Here is a 14983-nt window from a genome sequence, read left to right on the forward strand (position 1 = left end):
GTCTTTCGCAACTTTTTCGAATAAAAACCGCTTTTTATTCGAATTTAACGTGTGTTATTTATTCACGCTGACGTTATAAAATACAGGACCTAAGTTGAAATCATAGCCTCTTACATTTGTAGATACCGCGTTGATATTGACTTTATGACCAATTAGCGTAAACGGAAGCTCATCCCATACGTATTTCTGCGTAGCATCAATCGCTGGTCGTGCATCCTTTACAGAAGCAGCCGCTTTGATTTTATCTAAGTATTTTGTTGATTTTTCAACCGGAGCTCCTCCTGACGTCCAAAATCCTTGGAAAATGGTTGAACGCGCTGCCCAGTCTACCGGGTAAATATCCCATGCTTTAGGGTCATTTACTTTATCAGTAAACGTCGCCCAATCATACACTTCTAGCTTTACTTTCACACCGATTTTTTCAAGCTCTTGCTGCACGATAACAGCCGTATTGTACTGATCTTGATAATCACGTGACGTTAAAAGACGCAGTTCCTCTCCGCTGTATCCGGCCTTTTTCAAATAACTTTTTGCTTTCTTTTTATCATGCTGATTGTATTCATCTTTTCCTGCTTCACTGTAGTAGTTCGGAAACTTTTTATTCACAATTGATGAAGTCAGTTCATAATAATCTGAATCACCGTATGAACTTGATAAAATGTCTTTTGCATTAATCGTGGCATTTACGGCTTTTCTAGCGTTTAAATCACTAAAAAAACCCTCTTGCGTGTTATAAAATAAGCCGATGAATCCGCCTGGAGCCAGCTTATTTTTAATATTTTGCGTACTTTCAATCTGAGCGGCATTATCGCTTGAAACACCTAACGCAATGTCAAACTGTCCAGCTGTAATACCTGAAATTCTAGTAGATTCATCGCTTAAAAAGCTAATTTTAATTTCGTCTACGTGAGGAGTCTTTTTAATTTTGCGTCCTTTTGAAGAATAATCTTTAAATCTCTCTAGCGTGATATATTGATTCTTTTTCCATTCCTTTACTTTAAATGGTCCTGTACCAACGAACTCAGTAGCTCCTTCAGCAGGTGCTTTTTCGACGATTTCTTTTGGGAAAATAGCGGCTGCTGGAATTGGATCTGCTAGTAATGCCAGCGTGTTTACATTCGGTGTTTTTAAATGAAGCTCAACCTGATAGTCTCCTGTTTTCTTAACTTGTGCACCAACAAAGTTTGTTTTGCCAAGTGAAGAAAGCTTAATCCAGCGGTTAATTGAAGCTTCTACATCATCCGCCGTCATTTCCTTTCCATTATGAAACTTTACGCCTTTTCGTAGCTGAAACGTGTAGACTTTTTTATCATCGCTTATGTCAATTTTTTCTGCTAAATCAGGCTCCATATTGCCTTTGCTATCGAAAATAACAAGTCCTTCGTAAATATTTCGCGCCGCATCTTTAACCGAAGAATTCCCTGTAATCTGAGGATCTAAAGTCGTTGGCTCGCTTTGAAACGCAATGTTTAGCGTACCTCCGTCTTTTTGGGCTGCACTGGTGCTTTTATCGCCTGAGCTTGCTTGATTATTACTGCATCCCGCGACAACCAAAGCAATTACAATAAATAATAACCATTTCACCTTAACCTGTTTCAACGTCATTCCCCCAATGTTTAAGATCGCTTTTTAAAACCCACTATTTTTGTAAGATTAGTACGAATATTAACCATCCTATCACCTTTCCATTCGTTTGTTAAATTGGAAAAATCAAACTATTCCTTCACAATTACTGATGCAATTTATCTTGTTTCAGCTCTCAATTCCCAGTATGTTTATAGGTAAAGTTATTTTTCGAAGAGGATATTATGAATTCTACTAGCCGCTTTCATACTAAAAAACATATTTCGACGATTGAACACTACAAGCAGGCTTTATCTCTTCTATCTTGGGACGCAAAAATATCCGCCCCCGCTAACAGTCAAAAACAGCATGCAAACATTCAAGGTACGCTTGCCAAAGAGCTTTACTTGCTTGCTGCAAACAGATTCAAACTTCGCAAAAGAATTGCAGCAGCTTCAAATGCAAAATTTAAGCCAGGTTGAACAAAAACAAGTGCAGCACTATTGGAACATCTATCAAAAACTTTCCGCTATACCACTGGAAGACTACCATCAATTTTCCGTTTTAAAAGCCTCTACTCATGCTCTTTGGTCACAGGCTAGAGAGCAAAATAACTTTAAGCTCGTTGAAGACAACCTGAAGCAGCTGATTGATATACAAAAAAGATTTGCGGATTACCGCCATCCTCACTGCTTACGAACAGCTTTTAGAAGAATACGAGCCCGAAATTTATAGTGAAACCATTGATTCGCTTTTTCAACAAATTAAAGAGACTATTCTTCCTTTGCTGACAAAAATCTAACGCTCTTCGGTTAAGTATGATACATCGTTTCTCAACAGGCCGTTTCCGATAGAAAATCAGCAAAAGCTCGGAAGACACCTTCTAACTGCGATTGGCTATAACTTTAAGTCTGGACAAATTGGCACCACGACCCACCCGTTTAGCGCAGGCATTCACCCTCATGACGCAAGGCTTGCAGTGAGATACGACGAACACAATGTAAAATTGGCGGCTTTTATGTTTTTACATGAAGACGGACATTCTATCTATAACCAGCAGATCAGTCCTGACTTGCTTGACACGGGGTTAGGTGCATACACTTCTATGGGCCTACATGAATCTCAGTCTCTTTTTTGGGAACGTATAATCGGAAAACACGAAGGTTTTTGGAAAAATCATGCCCACTTATTTAAAGAGTTAGAGCCTGCTATCTACGGTGATATTTCATTTGAGACTCTTTACTTTGCTTTAAATGAAGTCACGCCTTCTTTTATTCGTTTGTAAGCAGATGACCTTACGTATCTGCTGCATATTATCATTCGCTACGAGTTAGAAAGAGATTTATTTACAGACAAACTTCGCGTCTCGGATCTTCCTTTGGCGTGGAATTTAAAATATGAAGCGTACTTAGGGATTAAACCGGAAACAGACCGCAACGGGGTATTGCAGGACGGCCACTGGTACGGAGGAGCATTTGGCTACTTCCCTTCTTACAACCTAGGTTTTATTTATGCAGCTCAGCTAAGAGAAGCCGTGATTAAAGACCATCCTGACTTTGATGAAATCATTTCAAGTCAAAACTTATCGCTTATAGCAGACTGGCAAAAACAGCATATCCACCAGTACGGAAAACTAAAAACGCCAAGAGAGATATTAACTAGCCTTTCTATAGATAAGATTGATGCTCAGCCTTTAATTAATTATTTGAAGAAGAAATATCAAGGTTTATACAACCTTTAACTCTTTCTGGCTAAAAGCTTAAAGGAGCTGTCGCTAAGTCAAAAGTTTGACTTAGCGACAGCTCCTTTTGTGGTGAATAAACAGTATTCCTCTTAAAGTGATGCTAATCTTTCCATTCAAACCATAACAGCAAATATGCGCTATGTCTCTGCTGTTTCTCGCAGCTCCACTCCTCCTTCCCCAAAAGAATTTATTTTAGTGGATCATCTAACTTTTTATCAAAAACAAAAGTAGTCATCGCAACGTCTTCTTCAATATTAATGTCTGAAAAAACTCTTATAATTTTTGCATGGACAAGCTTTTCAAACTTATCTCGTATATCTGAACAATCATAAATTTTTTTTACTAATGCTGTACGTGCCTCATGAACCATCCGTTTGCCTTCAGGAGAAGTTATCATAAATTTTTCTACATTCGTAAGATTGCCTTTCATTTCGCTGACAGCCCATGTATCTACAAAACGAGTAGTGATTTCTCTCGGTCCGTTTCCAACCTGCTCTTTACGGATTTCGCGCACTAAATTACTAAATTCATGCTCCCTATTTCTACTCATATTCAAATTCTCCTTTCATTATCTTCTAATCTTTTTTTCGTTAACATTAAGTAACTAATAGTTAAGGCAATAATTCCTAATGATAAAAATAAACTTCCAATTTGATAATTGTTGTTCACAATAATAAATCGTATTGTAGCGGTAATTCCAATGTATAAAAGATAACTCAACGGGAAATGGCAGCTTTCCTTAAAGTAAGTCATAATCATCGAAACAAAAGCAAAATATAAAAAGAAAACCAATACTTTTCCGAGAATTTTATGAACGTTATTATTTCCTGTTAAGGCATCATTCATAATATAAAAAAGCTCTCTCAATAGAAAATAAACGAGTATAAAACCAAGGATAATGAGCGAGACATTTAAAATAAATTGATATGTCGTAATTAGATACTGCCTTTTTTTACATAAAAATAGTTTAAACACTTTGTATCCCTTCCTTTTATCTAACTTCCTTGCATTGATTCTATTCATGCTAGCAAAACGTTCAAAAGCTATTCGCCTGCTATAGAGCTTGCTGCTTTTTTAGTTGTCTCCAACATCTCCACTCCTCCACAAAAAAAACCCATCATAAAGAAATTTGTGCATAGTTGTACAAATTTCTTTATGATGGGTTAATGACTCAGCATTTTTCAATACTTGTTATCCAGCCCGCCATATATCTACATATAGTCAAGTCACCAAAGATAAAAAAACATATGTGATGAATTCCTATCAATAAGCTTCTTTACAATTAATTATAGCGCAATACGTCAAAACTTCAAATAAAGATTTACTTAGCGTTTGCACTGATATAGTTTTTAACTACTTTTTCATTTAACGTTGATTGGCAGCGGTGCATAAGTAGCTACAAGCTTCTGTTCGCGCATTTCTTCCCAGAAGGCTTCTGGAATCACTGCGTTTAATGCAGCTTTGTCTTCTGCAATACGTTCTGGACGACTAGCGCCAGGAATAACAGCAGCTACCGCTGGATTAGCCAGTGAGAATTGGACAGCAGCGGCTTTAATACTGATGTGATGACGATCTGCAATAGCTTTGATTTTTTCTACCTTTGCCATAATGTCTGAAGATGCCTTTTGATATTCAAAGTGAGTACCTCCAGCAAGAACACCTGAGCTGTACGGTCCACCGATAACAATATCCATATTATGTTTTACCGCTGCAGGCATTACTCGCTGTAGCGCACGCTCATGATCTAATAACGTGTATCGGCCCGCTAGCAACGATACATCCGGCTTTGCTTCTTCCAAATCCAGCATGATTTCAATTGGTTCTACTCGGTTTACTCCAAGTCCCCATCCTTTAATAACTCCTTCTTCACGCAAGCGTGTAAGCACACGAAATGCGCCAGTTCGAGCAGATTCAAATTGTCCTACCCACTCATCTCCATAAAAATCTTGCGCAACATCATGAATATACACGAAGTCCAAGCGGTCTGTTTTTAAACGATTTAAACTTTGCTCAATTGAACGAAGAGTTGCATCCGCACTGTAGTCATTAATAATTTTATTTTTACGACCGAATTCAAAAAGTCCGCCTTTTTCTCCTAAGTCACGAGAGGATGAATCTTCCAATTCATCTGAAATGACGCGACCTACTTTCGTGCTTAGCACATAGTCATTACGATTCCTTTTTGACAGTGCTTCACCAAGGCGCATCTCTGCTAGACCAGCTCCATAAAGAGGGGCCGCGTCAAAGTAACGAATGCCGCTTTCCCAAGCAGCATCAACCGTTGCGATGGCTTCCTCTTCTGGAATATTACGATACATATTACCCAACGGTGCAGTACCAAAACCTAGTTTTCCTTGCAGTATCTCTCTCATATTTATAAAACCTCCTTAAATTTGTCTTAACTCTATTTTAGAAATTGATTAGTAAGAAGGTAAAACCAACGACTGATCGATTCATTAAATGTCATGTTATTTCCTGACAAAATTCATTATGAAGCACATAAACAAGAAAAAAAAGTACGCACTTTAAAGTAATATGGGAACTAAAAAGTAACCTACTAAAAATATACTTTCTACTTCTTACTCATGCAAACAAACATTTTGCATACAATAAGCAGAAAGCTACTTTATAAAAGGAGTGAGATTCTTGAGAGATGAATACTTCAAAAAAATTGAAGATAAATTCGATATGTTTGATGAAATGGATGACTCGAAAGAAGAAAAAGATGAATATTTTCAAAGTTTGCTAAATGATATGGATGATTTGTTGAAAGACATGCGCCAGCGAGAAAAAGACTCAGATCACCTTGTCAGCGAACATATGAAGACCGTTAATGACATATTTGATAACGCAATCAAAAACTTAAAAAAAGATCGAAGCTAGCGTCACGATGCTTCTACTCCATTTAAATATACTGACTTTTCTGTTTTTTAAATTTAAAAATATAGTATTTCATATGTAAAAATGGTATTTTCAGTATACGCAAACAGTAGGAGTGAAACGAGGAATGGAAAACTGTCACTATAAACAACGAGTAAAAACGAAAGAAGAGCTTCGTCGTATAGTCGGCGCACCTAACAAATTGGCACATCAAAAAATAATTCCTTATTTAGATCGACACTGCCGAGAATTTATTAAACATTCCCCTTTTGTCATCATCGCTACAGCTAATCATAAAGGAATTTGTGACAGTTCTCCGCGGGGTGATCATGCTGGTTTTGTACAAGTAGTCGATGAGAAAAAGCTCTTGATTCCAGAGAGGCCCAGCAATCAAAAAGTAGATTCACTGGAAAATATTTTATCTAACCCTCAAATAGGACTGCTTTTTTTGATTCCAGGCATCGGAGAAACACTTCGGATTAACGGCAAAGCTTGTATTATAAAAGAAAAAGCAATCCTTAAAACAATGACGGTTGACAACGAAACTCCGCTACTCGCTATCGGCGTCGAAGTACAAGAATGCTTTCTCCACTGCAGCAAAGCGTTCAAACGATCACAGCTGTGGGATCCAGAATCTTGGGAAACGGTTGAAGCGCTCCCTTCCGTGGCTAAAATAGTAGCAGAACACGCAAGTATTACCGCCATAGAAATCCGCAACAATCCGAAAGAAAGTAAAGTTGATTACCTCTATGAAAAAAAGCCGCTATAACGCGGCTTTTTCATTTAACCATCACAAAAAGTATACCTCCGGCAATGATTAGAACCGGTAAAAAAGCAAGAAACACGCCTCTTTTCGAAGTTCCTATGTATTCATGATCACCATAGGAGCGGCCTGCTCTAAAATCGATTTTCACCTGGGATTCTTCTTTTTTATGTTCTTGTTTCATCCACTTTGCCTCCTAGTGGCATTTGAGCGTCAATTTGATTTATGTGATGCTCTAAATGATCGATATAATCTTTAGCCAACCACTCAAGCGAAACGAACTTTCCATCTCCTATATCGAATTGATACATATGCTTTTCTGTTGGTATATGCGAAAGAACGGAAGCAACTTGCTTATTTAAACCTCTCCATAGGACAACTACTTCTTCCATCGACGTATCTTGATAGCGCTGTAGTTCTACCCATTCATCCTGTTTATAAGGAGTCAGTACAAAAGGCTTTTTTTCATGTTGCACGTTGATAAACCGCTGCAAATTGTGAATAGCGGAGTCACATAAGTGTCCCATAATTTCTTTTGGTGACCATTTCTTAGGCGCAGGACGGTTTGACGCCGCTGCTTCAGAAAATACCTCAAGCTTTTTAGGAAGCTTTATAATCCATTCGTTTAACTGAACAACCGTAGTTTCCATGTTTATTTCCCCTTTAAGCACGTTTTTTAAAAACCTTTCCCATATAATATTCATCGACCGATTTTCCATCTACAACGAGTGAACACACTTTTTTTCCTTCTATTTCAAAGCCCATCTTTTTATACAGCGAAATAGCCGGTTCATTATGTGTCATAACCGTTAGCTCCACTCGTTTGATGCCGCTATGCGCTGCCCAATTCTCCATTTCTTGAAACAATGAAGTCCCAATGCCCTGGTTTCCATAGGAACGCAGTACTCCAACTGCCAAGTATGCGCTGTGTTTTTTTCGGTTAACGCTTCCACCAAGCACAGATAAATGCCCGACAAGCTGCCCGTCTTGTTCCGCTACTAAAATTGTCGAGTTCGGCATCTTTAAAAAAGTTGCAATCATTTTTTTCTGCTGTTCAAGCGTAGTCGCTCGCTCATTTTCCTCGTACAGCATATATGCTGTTTCTCGATCAAGCTCTTTATTTAACGTTAAAAAAGCGGCCGCATCGGAAGCTGAAATTTCTCGAATCACGTTTACCCCTGCTTTCGTAAATAGTAGTTAGCTAGTTAAACAGCAAAGAACGTTAGAAAACGAATGATACTATTACACACGCGCTGAACGTTTTCCAAGAAACGCAGTGAAGATGAAACATATGCTAAAAGCGACGGCTGAAACGAAAAAGCCAAGCATCCACCCTAAAGCTCGCATAAACGTATCTTCATACGGATACAGTGGCTTAACACTTAGCCACTGTATTACCATAATTAATGCTAATATCAAGTAAAAGCTGCTTCCCGTCAAAGCCATTTTAAGACGGTTTCTAAATGATCCTGTCCACGCTGTACTAACGACGCTCCACGTGAAAATACTTACAATCGTGGCTAAAAACATAAGAACAAGGTGCAAATAAGGAATATCTGTAAACATAAGAAAATAGAGTAAAAGCATCGTAGTACCAAAATATAAAGCGTTAATACCAAACAAATATCCTCCGCTCAGCCAATGGTTTTGAAACCACTTTTTCTTGCTAAGACGTTCTACCATTCCGCTGGGCACCCACAGCGTACGCGAAAAAATAGTTATCACCAGCACAAGTACCATGCCGGCTAAAAAGAATGTTGACACTTTTTCATCAACCTTTCTGTTCAAAATAAATATGGTTAATTATACTATTAATAACAAAATTAAACTATTACTTTCTTTATTAATAAAAAAAGCTCTTTGAAGAAAAAGAGCTTTTCACCATGTGCAGCGAGGCTTTCTGGCGACACGTCATTTGGTGTTTTATCTTTACCTGCAAGCATACTACGCTCTAGCAGACTGTATACCATGACGCCTACACCTTCAAGTACACGTTATGTACTTCGCCTATTTTTTTACAATTCACTTCTCTAATAGACATAATATGGTAAGATAAATCATAGCTCACTCGTTATCGAATTAAATCAAGCAGCCGCTTTTAAAATAACAAGTATTCTATTCAGTGTAAAGGGTTATATAATGTTACCTGCAAGCATTTTTTGGAGGAGTTAAAAATGATTTGTTTTTCTACTGGACAAGCCGCTAAAAAATTAGGTCTCACGGTACGTACGCTACGCTCTTACGATCAAATCGGCTTACTTCTTCCATCCTCAAAAGCCGAAAAAGGAAAGCGCTCTTATTCAGAAACAGACTTAATCACATTAGAGAAAATTACTCTTTTAAAAAACTTAGCTGTTCCTTTGAAAGATATTAAACTTATTCTTCATCAAGTGAGTATTGACGAACTTCTAGCGATTCATCAGAATAAACTTCAGCAAAAAGCTTTAGAAATTCAACAGACTTTAGAACATACTCACACTCTTCGCAACAGTATCAAAATAGAAGGTGAATTAAACTGGGAGCAGCTCCTTCCTTTAGTTCACAACCAGCCAAATACACAAAGCAGCTGAACTGATCTGCTGTCGCTTTCAATAGAAGAAAGTGAGATTCTGCAGCACAATCTGCCTAAAATGGAAAATACGAGTGCCGATAAATGGATTAGCATCATAAAACGAATTCTGCTTTGCTTAAAGTATGAGCGTGCACCTCAATCCGAAGACGGGCAGCTGATTGCGGCAGACACTCTGCTTTTATCTAGTGAACTGTTTGGCCCTCATACTGCTTTAGAGAAAGTTTTTTGGGATATTCGCAAATTTCCTGAAGCATCAAGTTCACTTAATCTCTATCCTATTAGCAGCGAAGTTCTTCAATTTATTGAAGATGCGATTATCTTTTACGAACAATCTATAAAGGAATGAAGATATTGAAAAAAGAACAGCTGTTTGCAAATTCTTCTTATAAAAAATTATTTATTTCAAGCACTGCAGCAAGCTTTGGAGATTTATTTGATATGTTTGCGGTGATGACTCTTTTTACATACGTGTGGCACGCAAATTCTCTATGGATTACACTTATTCCTGTCGCGTACGCTTTGCCTAGTATCCTGCTGAGTCAAGCAGCAGGTAACTTAGCGGACCGGTACGATAAAGTACAGCTGATGTTTCTGTCTGAACTCGTGCGCCTTCTGTTCACATGTCTGTTATTCTTCACAAATGAACCGCTTTCGGCACTAGCGATGCTGACGCTGCGCTCTATGAGTTCCGTTATGAAAGTGCCTGCACAGCTCGCTTACGTTCGAGAAGTGGTCAAAGAAGAGCAACTGCTGCAGGCCTCTACTTTACAAAACATCATGTTTCAAATTGCCAAAGTTGTGGGGCCGTTTCTTGGAGCCGCCGCGCTGACGTTTACAACGCCAAAAGTATATATTTTAGTTAATGCGGCAGCTTGTATAATTTCTATCGGCGTGCTGTTTTCACTTAAAAAAGCAGGTAACAAAAGCCCGAGGCAAGCCGCTCTTACGCCCCATCATCCAAAAGAATCGCTCTCAAACGGCTGGAAACTCGTTATTCAGCATTCGATTCTTTTACGTGTCGTTATTTTGTTTCACGTTTCATATTTTGTAGTCATGCTTGTTGACGCTCAAATCAGCATCTTCCTTCGAGATGTGCTGCCTCATCATCCGGAAATGCTCGGCTGGCTACTTTCTGGAATAGGACTGGGAGCACTCGCAACAGGAGTGTATCTTAATAGAAAAAACAGGCTCACCATCCGTTTAAACTTTTATCACTTGGACTGCTTCTATTTGAAGGTGCTTTATTTTTTATCAGCTGCTTTAATCCAGCCGTTATGTCGCGCTATTTTATTTTGATTGCTGCACCTATTGGAGGCGCCGGAGTTGGACTTAATTTGCTGCTGTTTAACTATATCGTTCAAAAATACAGCGACAAAGAACACCTCGGAAAAGTGTATGGATTCATTAACACATTAACGAGCGCCGTTTTACTTACCGCTCCTCTTCTTGGAGGCATAATCGGAAAGCTTGCAGGTGCTCAAGCTACTTTTTTAACGGCTGCAATGATCGTAGTGAGCGTTGGATTTGTGAGCTTGCTGATGCCGCTAGGGAATAAAGCGGAAAGAAACATACAAATTGACGCATAGAGAAACGGCTTGAGCTCAAGCCTCAAGTCGTTTCTTTATGAATTCCTTATTGTCATCCAGCCCCTACATAAATTAAAGCGGCTGCCACATTCGGCGCTGCAATAGCCGCAAAGCGTTTTGCACCTTCAATCCGGCTCGTGTTGCGCGTCTTTTATGCTGAAAAGAATGTACTTTCACTTCCTAATAGGGCACGTCAATAAGGTATGCCAAGGCTAAAACTAGTGATATCGTTCCGAACGTACCTGAAACAAAATAAAGATAGCTCCATTTCCCTTTAAAAACAGCAAACGTAAGAACCATCGCAACCGTTACGATACCTGCTATAAACCCTTTTTTAATCATTGACTCCCTCTTTTCTCCATATCTTTTCATGATTTATCATATACTTCCTTTTTTGTATGTTATTTCACATATTCTTCTACTATACTCACAGTTTATGGTAAAATTAGTAAGAGAGGTGGTACATATGAAAAAACGTCAAGGAATCACGCTGCTTTTATTTATACTCGGAGCAGCCTCTATTTCTTTCGGAATGGCTTTAAAAAATATCTTTCCTTATTCCCCTGCAGCTGGCTGGATTTTAGGGACACTGCTTTTACTAGGAAACTCTTTTTATACGAGAAGATACTTACATAGAAGAGCGGCCAAAAAGTAAATATCCGTCCGGAGCCGTATATACAAACCTTCATTCGGTTATGGTAAAATAGATAAGCAAAAACTGGATGTAAGGAGATTTTTAGTTTGAAAACGGGGTTACTATCTGGCATTATATCTTTAATTATTGTGATTATAATTTCTATTACAGCAGGCAACTGGCAGTATATTTACTATATTTCAGGTCCTTTTGGCATATTACTTACAGCAATTGCACTTGTTACCTTACTGGATGCATTTCGATTTGAAACGAGAGGGCCTTACTTCACACCGGTTCGGCAGCGAGAGGATACAAAATGGATGAAACGCTTTATTATTGCAGCTGTTCCTCATTTAGTTGCTTCTTGTATTTGTATCTTATTTTTATAGAAACCTAAAAGCCAATGAATGATATTCATTGGCTTTTTTCATTTATTAAATGCTGCGCGACATACCGTAATAATCAATACGGTAATCTACAGTTCCTTCTGCAAATACATTTACCGCTGATTTGGAATCTTTTTTCGGAAATACGCGGGAAGTAAAGACAATTTTGCCGCCATTTATATAAATTTCAACGATGCTTTTGTCAACAAATACGCGAACACTGACTTCATTTGACGCTGTCCATTTTTCAGAGCGAACAACACCGTATTCCGTTGCATATTGATGGTGGAATGAAGATCGGTCGAGTCTCACTTCTTGCTTTTCTGTATCAAACACGAGCCGAAGCTCTTCTTCTTTACTATTAAACAGCTCTAAGCCAAACTGTTTGGCAGCCACTTCACGGAACGTCATATTGATTTCATATGCATTATTTGTTGCTTCATCAATGATCACTTCTTCATCTTTTAACGTTCCTCTAAAATGAACCGCTTGATCTCGAAGCTTATTTAACTCTTCTACAGGCTTTTGAACAAGTTCATTTCCTTCAAGAGAAAGCTCACGAGGAAGCGTCAGCGCATGAGCCCAGCCGTATTCGTCTGATGGATAGTCAACGTCCGGGTTTCCAATCCACGCAAATAGCAAGCGACGTCCGCTTTCATCTTGAAATGTTTGCGGTGCATAAAAGTCAAATCCCTTATCAATTTCACGGTAATACTCCATTTCAAACGTTAAGCTTTCCACATCAAATGTTCCTACCGCGTAAATTACATTATAAATATTATGAAAATCGTGGCCGTCCGCTTTGATTCCTTGCGGTGAAAAGACAAACACATCTTTTCCGTCCAGCTTAAAATAATCCGGACACTCCCACATATAGCCAAAGTCAGGAAGCGATGTTTTGACTTCGCCTTTAAATGACCACTGAAGCGCATCGCTTGATTCATAAATAATTAATGCGCCCGTTTCGTTTTCACGCTGAGCGCCTAACAGCATATAATATGTATCATTTTCTTTCCATACTTTCGGATCGCGCACATGTCCTGTATACCCATCAGGAACACCTCGTACCGCTGGATTATGCGTGTACTTTTCCACGCTTCCATCTTCGTTTAGCATCGCGATACATTGATTAGCTGAACGTGAGCCGTCTTCGTATTTTACATTACCCGTATAAAACAGCAGCCCTTGACCATCTTTTTCAATCGCGCCGCCTGAGTATGCACCGTGCGATTCATATTCTTCCGTTGGCGTTAGCGCAACTGGAAGGCGTTCCCACGTTACCAAATCCGTAGATTTCACATGAGCCCAGTGCTTCATTCCATGCATTGCACCGTACGGATACCACTGATAAAACACGTGATATTCGCCGTTTAATTGAATCAATCCATTTGGATCATTCATCAGCCCATACTGTGGATGAATATGATAAATCGGCTGCCAGCTGTCTTTGATTGCCTTCTCTTTTAGTGTTTCTAATTCTCCAGATTTTGCTTCTAAAATCGTTCTGTACTTCGATTCAGCCATTCTTTCAATCCCTCCAGCATCTTAAAAAAGAGAACGTGTTCTCCTTGCATTCTATGATATAAAATTTCAGGTGAAAATGCTACCAAAGAACGAATGTTGTCGTTTTCTTGTGTCGGATTTTACAGATAAGTTTTTTTCTGTTTTTATAGCAGAAAAGAAGGTTTTTCTGTCAGGTAGTTGAATACTATATACAATCAAATTTCACAGCCTGTACGAGCGTCCGACGGCACTTGCAGATTTTTTTAGCGAATCATTTGCGTTTTACAGGAAGTATTCAACAAAATGGTAAACCCTTCATATTACATATTATAAAAGGAGGAAATGTCATGACAAAAGAAAACGTAAAAGAAACAGTAGGTAAAGAAACAAAAGGTGGGAGCAAGGAGTTATTAGTCGGCACGTTAGTAGGTAGCGTAGTGGGTGTCACAACAGCGTTACTAGTAGCGCCAAAGTCAGGAAAAGAGCTGCGAGCCTCTATTCAAGACGGAGCGAATCAAGCACTTGCTAAAACAGGCCAAGTGAAAGAAACGGTATATGCTAAAGGCCAAGACCTCAAACAGCGCACGGCTCGTCTTTCACAAAAAGTCTCCGAACAGTCTTCGCAAGTTGTTAACAAAGTAAAGTCTCTTCGCACTGCTAAAGAAGAGCCGCTTGCAGAAACGGCTGCAGCAGAAGAGCTTGAAACGACAGAAATCGTTCAAGATCCTGTTCTTAAAGCTGAAGCGGTGCAAGAAGTAAATGAACTAGAACAATCCGTCGATGAAACAAGACATTAATAACGAGCTGTAGAGATACCTCTACAGCTTTTGCGTGTTCGTCATCCTTCTTTCCACCCTTCAAAGAAATAGCCGCCGTACGGACACGGCTCTGATTCCGGCAGTTCCTCATAATGCTCCCCCCGGTAGTACTTTGCCAGCACAATCTTAGGTTTAAAAGCAGCGATGCCTTCATCATCTTCTTTCCCCGCTTCGCTTTCTCTCATTAAACGAAAAATATCCAGTCCCGCAAACTCTCCGTGCCCTTGATAGCACGATTCATAATAAACTTCATCAGGTGTCACCAAATAACACTCTCGCTGCCACGACGGCTGCTTACTGTAGACACTAGCAATACTTATTCCACTCACTGCACACTTCCAGCTGCAAATTCCAACCATATAACGCCTCCAACGACTTGATAGTCTATTCATCTACAACTTTTGATAAAATCAAACATCCGGTGACATGTACAGAATTCCCTTCCCGACCTAAGAAACTATACTACCAGATATCCAGTCCCCTTGTTTTCACCCCAAAAGGTTCACCTAAGCGGAAGTTAGCAGCCCGCAAGGG

23 protein-coding genes and 1 pseudogene are annotated in these 14983 nt (G+C 39.1%); 12 read left to right on the forward strand and 12 right to left on the reverse strand.

Going from position 1 to position 14983, the window contains the following annotated elements; genetic code table 11:
* Positions 1 to 54: 54 nt before the first annotated feature.
* Positions 55 to 1605 (reverse strand): ABC transporter substrate-binding protein, encoded by a 1551-nt coding sequence (locus ACLHDF_RS03365; RefSeq protein ID WP_413917606.1) that lies wholly within the window; start codon positions 1603 to 1605, stop codon positions 55 to 57.
* Positions 1606 to 1808: 203 nt separating this feature from the next.
* On the opposite strand from ACLHDF_RS03365, the gene ACLHDF_RS03370 reads away from it, so the two are divergent.
* The 3 genes and pseudogenes from ACLHDF_RS03370 to ACLHDF_RS03380 all read left to right on the forward strand — a co-directional run bounded on the left by ACLHDF_RS03370 (position 1809) and on the right by ACLHDF_RS03380 (position 3304).
* Complete coding sequence (locus ACLHDF_RS03370; protein ID WP_413917607.1) at positions 1809 to 2045, forward strand: hypothetical protein; 237 nt, start codon at positions 1809 to 1811, stop codon at positions 2043 to 2045.
* Positions 2023 to 2298 (forward strand): hypothetical protein, encoded by a 276-nt coding sequence (locus ACLHDF_RS03375; protein ID WP_413917608.1) that lies wholly within the window; start codon positions 2023 to 2025, stop codon positions 2296 to 2298. Before ACLHDF_RS03370 ends, ACLHDF_RS03375 begins: the two co-directional genes overlap by 23 nt.
* Positions 2231 to 3304: pseudogene (locus ACLHDF_RS03380) on the forward strand (carboxypeptidase M32). Before ACLHDF_RS03375 ends, ACLHDF_RS03380 begins: the two are co-directional and overlap by 68 nt.
* 190 nt (positions 3305 to 3494) lie before the next feature.
* Here the strand turns inward: ACLHDF_RS03380 and ACLHDF_RS03385 are convergent.
* The 3 genes from ACLHDF_RS03385 to ACLHDF_RS03395 form a co-directional block, all read right to left on the reverse strand.
* On the reverse strand, positions 3495 to 3857 hold the full coding sequence (locus tag ACLHDF_RS03385; protein WP_413917609.1) for a DUF2294 domain-containing protein: 363 nt from the start codon (positions 3855 to 3857) through the stop codon (positions 3495 to 3497).
* A gap of 2 nt (positions 3858 to 3859) precedes the next feature.
* Complete coding sequence (locus ACLHDF_RS03390) at positions 3860 to 4282, reverse strand: phosphate-starvation-inducible protein PsiE (RefSeq protein ID WP_328233506.1); 423 nt, start codon at positions 4280 to 4282, stop codon at positions 3860 to 3862.
* Positions 4283 to 4668: 386 nt separating this feature from the next.
* Positions 4669 to 5679, reverse strand: a complete 1011-nt coding sequence (locus ACLHDF_RS03395; RefSeq protein ID WP_413917610.1) for an aldo/keto reductase — start codon at positions 5677 to 5679, stop codon at positions 4669 to 4671.
* A 265-nt stretch (positions 5680 to 5944) separates the two neighbouring features.
* Here ACLHDF_RS03395 and ACLHDF_RS03400 point away from each other — a divergent pair, with 265 nt between their 5' ends.
* Both ACLHDF_RS03400 and ACLHDF_RS03405 read left to right on the forward strand, forming a co-directional pair.
* Positions 5945 to 6190, forward strand: coding sequence for a hypothetical protein (locus ACLHDF_RS03400; RefSeq protein WP_413917611.1), 246 nt, complete (start codon positions 5945 to 5947; stop codon positions 6188 to 6190).
* A gap of 124 nt (positions 6191 to 6314) precedes the next feature.
* On the forward strand, positions 6315 to 6956 hold the full coding sequence (locus tag ACLHDF_RS03405) for an MSMEG_1061 family FMN-dependent PPOX-type flavoprotein (protein ID WP_413917612.1): 642 nt from the start codon (positions 6315 to 6317) through the stop codon (positions 6954 to 6956).
* A gap of 10 nt (positions 6957 to 6966) precedes the next feature.
* On the opposite strand, the gene ACLHDF_RS03410 is transcribed toward ACLHDF_RS03405, so the two are convergent.
* From ACLHDF_RS03410 to ACLHDF_RS03430, 5 genes are all read right to left on the reverse strand, one after another.
* A complete protein-coding gene (locus ACLHDF_RS03410; RefSeq protein ID WP_413917613.1) occupies positions 6967 to 7134 on the reverse strand; it encodes a hypothetical protein in 168 nt (55 codons plus the stop codon).
* Positions 7118 to 7600, reverse strand: a complete 483-nt coding sequence (locus ACLHDF_RS03415; RefSeq protein WP_413917614.1) for a DinB family protein — start codon at positions 7598 to 7600, stop codon at positions 7118 to 7120. The genes ACLHDF_RS03410 and ACLHDF_RS03415 overlap by 17 nt, the downstream gene beginning before the upstream one ends.
* 13 nt (positions 7601 to 7613) lie before the next feature.
* A complete protein-coding gene (locus ACLHDF_RS03420) occupies positions 7614 to 8120 on the reverse strand; it encodes an N-acetyltransferase family protein (protein ID WP_413917615.1) in 507 nt (168 codons plus the stop codon).
* 72 nt (positions 8121 to 8192) lie between these two features.
* Complete coding sequence (locus ACLHDF_RS03425; protein ID WP_413917616.1) at positions 8193 to 8714, reverse strand: hypothetical protein; 522 nt, start codon at positions 8712 to 8714, stop codon at positions 8193 to 8195.
* Positions 8715 to 8773: 59 nt separating this feature from the next.
* Complete coding sequence (locus ACLHDF_RS03430) at positions 8774 to 8920, reverse strand: hypothetical protein (RefSeq protein WP_413917617.1); 147 nt, start codon at positions 8918 to 8920, stop codon at positions 8774 to 8776.
* Between the two features lie 204 nt (positions 8921 to 9124).
* Here ACLHDF_RS03430 and ACLHDF_RS03435 point away from each other — a divergent pair, with 204 nt between their 5' ends.
* Genes ACLHDF_RS03435 through ACLHDF_RS03450 form a run of 4 tightly spaced genes read left to right on the forward strand, consistent with a single transcriptional unit; the run spans position 9125 to position 11108 of the window.
* Positions 9125 to 9520 (forward strand): MerR family transcriptional regulator, encoded by a 396-nt coding sequence (locus tag ACLHDF_RS03435; RefSeq protein WP_413917618.1) that lies wholly within the window; start codon positions 9125 to 9127, stop codon positions 9518 to 9520.
* A 60-nt stretch (positions 9521 to 9580) separates the two neighbouring features.
* Complete coding sequence (locus tag ACLHDF_RS03440; protein ID WP_413917619.1) at positions 9581 to 9868, forward strand: hypothetical protein; 288 nt, start codon at positions 9581 to 9583, stop codon at positions 9866 to 9868.
* A 5-nt stretch (positions 9869 to 9873) separates the two neighbouring features.
* Entirely contained in the window at positions 9874 to 10818 is a 945-nt protein-coding gene (locus ACLHDF_RS03445) for an MFS transporter (RefSeq protein WP_413917620.1), read from the forward strand.
* Positions 10773 to 11108 carry an MFS transporter gene (locus ACLHDF_RS03450; RefSeq protein WP_413918254.1) on the forward strand — a complete coding sequence of 112 codons (336 nt, stop codon included), beginning with the start codon at positions 10773 to 10775 and terminating at the stop codon, positions 11106 to 11108. The genes ACLHDF_RS03445 and ACLHDF_RS03450 overlap by 46 nt, the downstream gene beginning before the upstream one ends.
* A gap of 180 nt (positions 11109 to 11288) precedes the next feature.
* Here the strand turns inward: ACLHDF_RS03450 and ACLHDF_RS03455 are convergent, their stop codons facing one another.
* Complete coding sequence (locus tag ACLHDF_RS03455) at positions 11289 to 11450, reverse strand: hypothetical protein (RefSeq protein WP_413917621.1); 162 nt, start codon at positions 11448 to 11450, stop codon at positions 11289 to 11291.
* Between the two features lie 124 nt (positions 11451 to 11574).
* Here ACLHDF_RS03455 and ACLHDF_RS03460 point away from each other — a divergent pair, with 124 nt between their 5' ends.
* Both ACLHDF_RS03460 and ACLHDF_RS03465 read left to right on the forward strand, forming a co-directional pair.
* Positions 11575 to 11763 carry a hypothetical protein gene (locus tag ACLHDF_RS03460; RefSeq protein ID WP_413917622.1) on the forward strand — a complete coding sequence of 63 codons (189 nt, stop codon included), beginning with the start codon at positions 11575 to 11577 and terminating at the stop codon, positions 11761 to 11763.
* An 86-nt stretch (positions 11764 to 11849) separates the two neighbouring features.
* Positions 11850 to 12131, forward strand: coding sequence for a hypothetical protein (locus tag ACLHDF_RS03465; RefSeq protein WP_413917623.1), 282 nt, complete (start codon positions 11850 to 11852; stop codon positions 12129 to 12131).
* Positions 12132 to 12176: 45 nt separating this feature from the next.
* Here the strand turns inward: ACLHDF_RS03465 and ACLHDF_RS03470 are convergent, their stop codons facing one another.
* A complete protein-coding gene (locus ACLHDF_RS03470; RefSeq protein ID WP_413917624.1) occupies positions 12177 to 13652 on the reverse strand; it encodes a glycoside hydrolase family 32 protein in 1476 nt (491 codons plus the stop codon).
* 326 nt (positions 13653 to 13978) lie between these two features.
* Here ACLHDF_RS03470 and ACLHDF_RS03475 point away from each other — a divergent pair, with 326 nt between their 5' ends.
* Positions 13979 to 14428: a YtxH domain-containing protein gene (locus tag ACLHDF_RS03475; RefSeq protein ID WP_413917625.1), complete on the forward strand. Its 450-nt coding sequence runs from the start codon at positions 13979 to 13981 to the stop codon at positions 14426 to 14428.
* A 41-nt stretch (positions 14429 to 14469) separates the two neighbouring features.
* On the opposite strand, the gene ACLHDF_RS03480 is transcribed toward ACLHDF_RS03475, so the two are convergent.
* Complete coding sequence (locus tag ACLHDF_RS03480) at positions 14470 to 14808, reverse strand: hypothetical protein (protein ID WP_413917626.1); 339 nt, start codon at positions 14806 to 14808, stop codon at positions 14470 to 14472.
* Between the last annotated feature and the right edge of the window lie 175 nt (positions 14809 to 14983).

Source organism: Priestia megaterium (assembly GCF_046599315.1).
Classification (GTDB): domain Bacteria; phylum Bacillota; class Bacilli; order Bacillales; family Bacillaceae_H; genus Priestia; species Priestia megaterium_F.

Coding starts and splice junctions, on each gene's coding strand:
- ACLHDF_RS03410 (WP_413917613.1), bottom strand. CDS start 7,134: ATGAAACAAGAACATAAAAAAGAAGAATCCCAGGTGAAAATCGATTTT.
- ACLHDF_RS03385 (WP_413917609.1), bottom strand. CDS start 3,857: ATGAGTAGAAATAGGGAGCATGAATTTAGTAATTTAGTGCGCGAAATC.
- ACLHDF_RS03415 (WP_413917614.1), bottom strand. CDS start 7,600: ATGGAAACTACGGTTGTTCAGTTAAACGAATGGATTATAAAGCTTCCT.
- ACLHDF_RS03460 (WP_413917622.1), top strand. CDS start 11,575: ATGAAAAAACGTCAAGGAATCACGCTGCTTTTATTTATACTCGGAGCA.
- ACLHDF_RS03455 (WP_413917621.1), bottom strand. CDS start 11,450: ATGATTAAAAAAGGGTTTATAGCAGGTATCGTAACGGTTGCGATGGTT.
- ACLHDF_RS03395 (WP_413917610.1), bottom strand. CDS start 5,679: ATGAGAGAGATACTGCAAGGAAAACTAGGTTTTGGTACTGCACCGTTG.
- ACLHDF_RS03440 (WP_413917619.1), top strand. CDS start 9,581: ATGGAAAATACGAGTGCCGATAAATGGATTAGCATCATAAAACGAATT.
- ACLHDF_RS03480 (WP_413917626.1), bottom strand. CDS start 14,808: ATGGTTGGAATTTGCAGCTGGAAGTGTGCAGTGAGTGGAATAAGTATT.
- ACLHDF_RS03370 (WP_413917607.1), top strand. CDS start 1,809: ATGAATTCTACTAGCCGCTTTCATACTAAAAAACATATTTCGACGATT.
- ACLHDF_RS03430 (WP_413917617.1), bottom strand. CDS start 8,920: ATGGTATACAGTCTGCTAGAGCGTAGTATGCTTGCAGGTAAAGATAAA.
- ACLHDF_RS03435 (WP_413917618.1), top strand. CDS start 9,125: ATGATTTGTTTTTCTACTGGACAAGCCGCTAAAAAATTAGGTCTCACG.
- ACLHDF_RS03375 (WP_413917608.1), top strand. CDS start 2,023: ATGCAAAATTTAAGCCAGGTTGAACAAAAACAAGTGCAGCACTATTGG.
- ACLHDF_RS03475 (WP_413917625.1), top strand. CDS start 13,979: ATGACAAAAGAAAACGTAAAAGAAACAGTAGGTAAAGAAACAAAAGGT.
- ACLHDF_RS03365 (WP_413917606.1), bottom strand. CDS start 1,605: ATGACGTTGAAACAGGTTAAGGTGAAATGGTTATTATTTATTGTAATT.
- ACLHDF_RS03405 (WP_413917612.1), top strand. CDS start 6,315: ATGGAAAACTGTCACTATAAACAACGAGTAAAAACGAAAGAAGAGCTT.
- ACLHDF_RS03470 (WP_413917624.1), bottom strand. CDS start 13,652: ATGGCTGAATCGAAGTACAGAACGATTTTAGAAGCAAAATCTGGAGAA.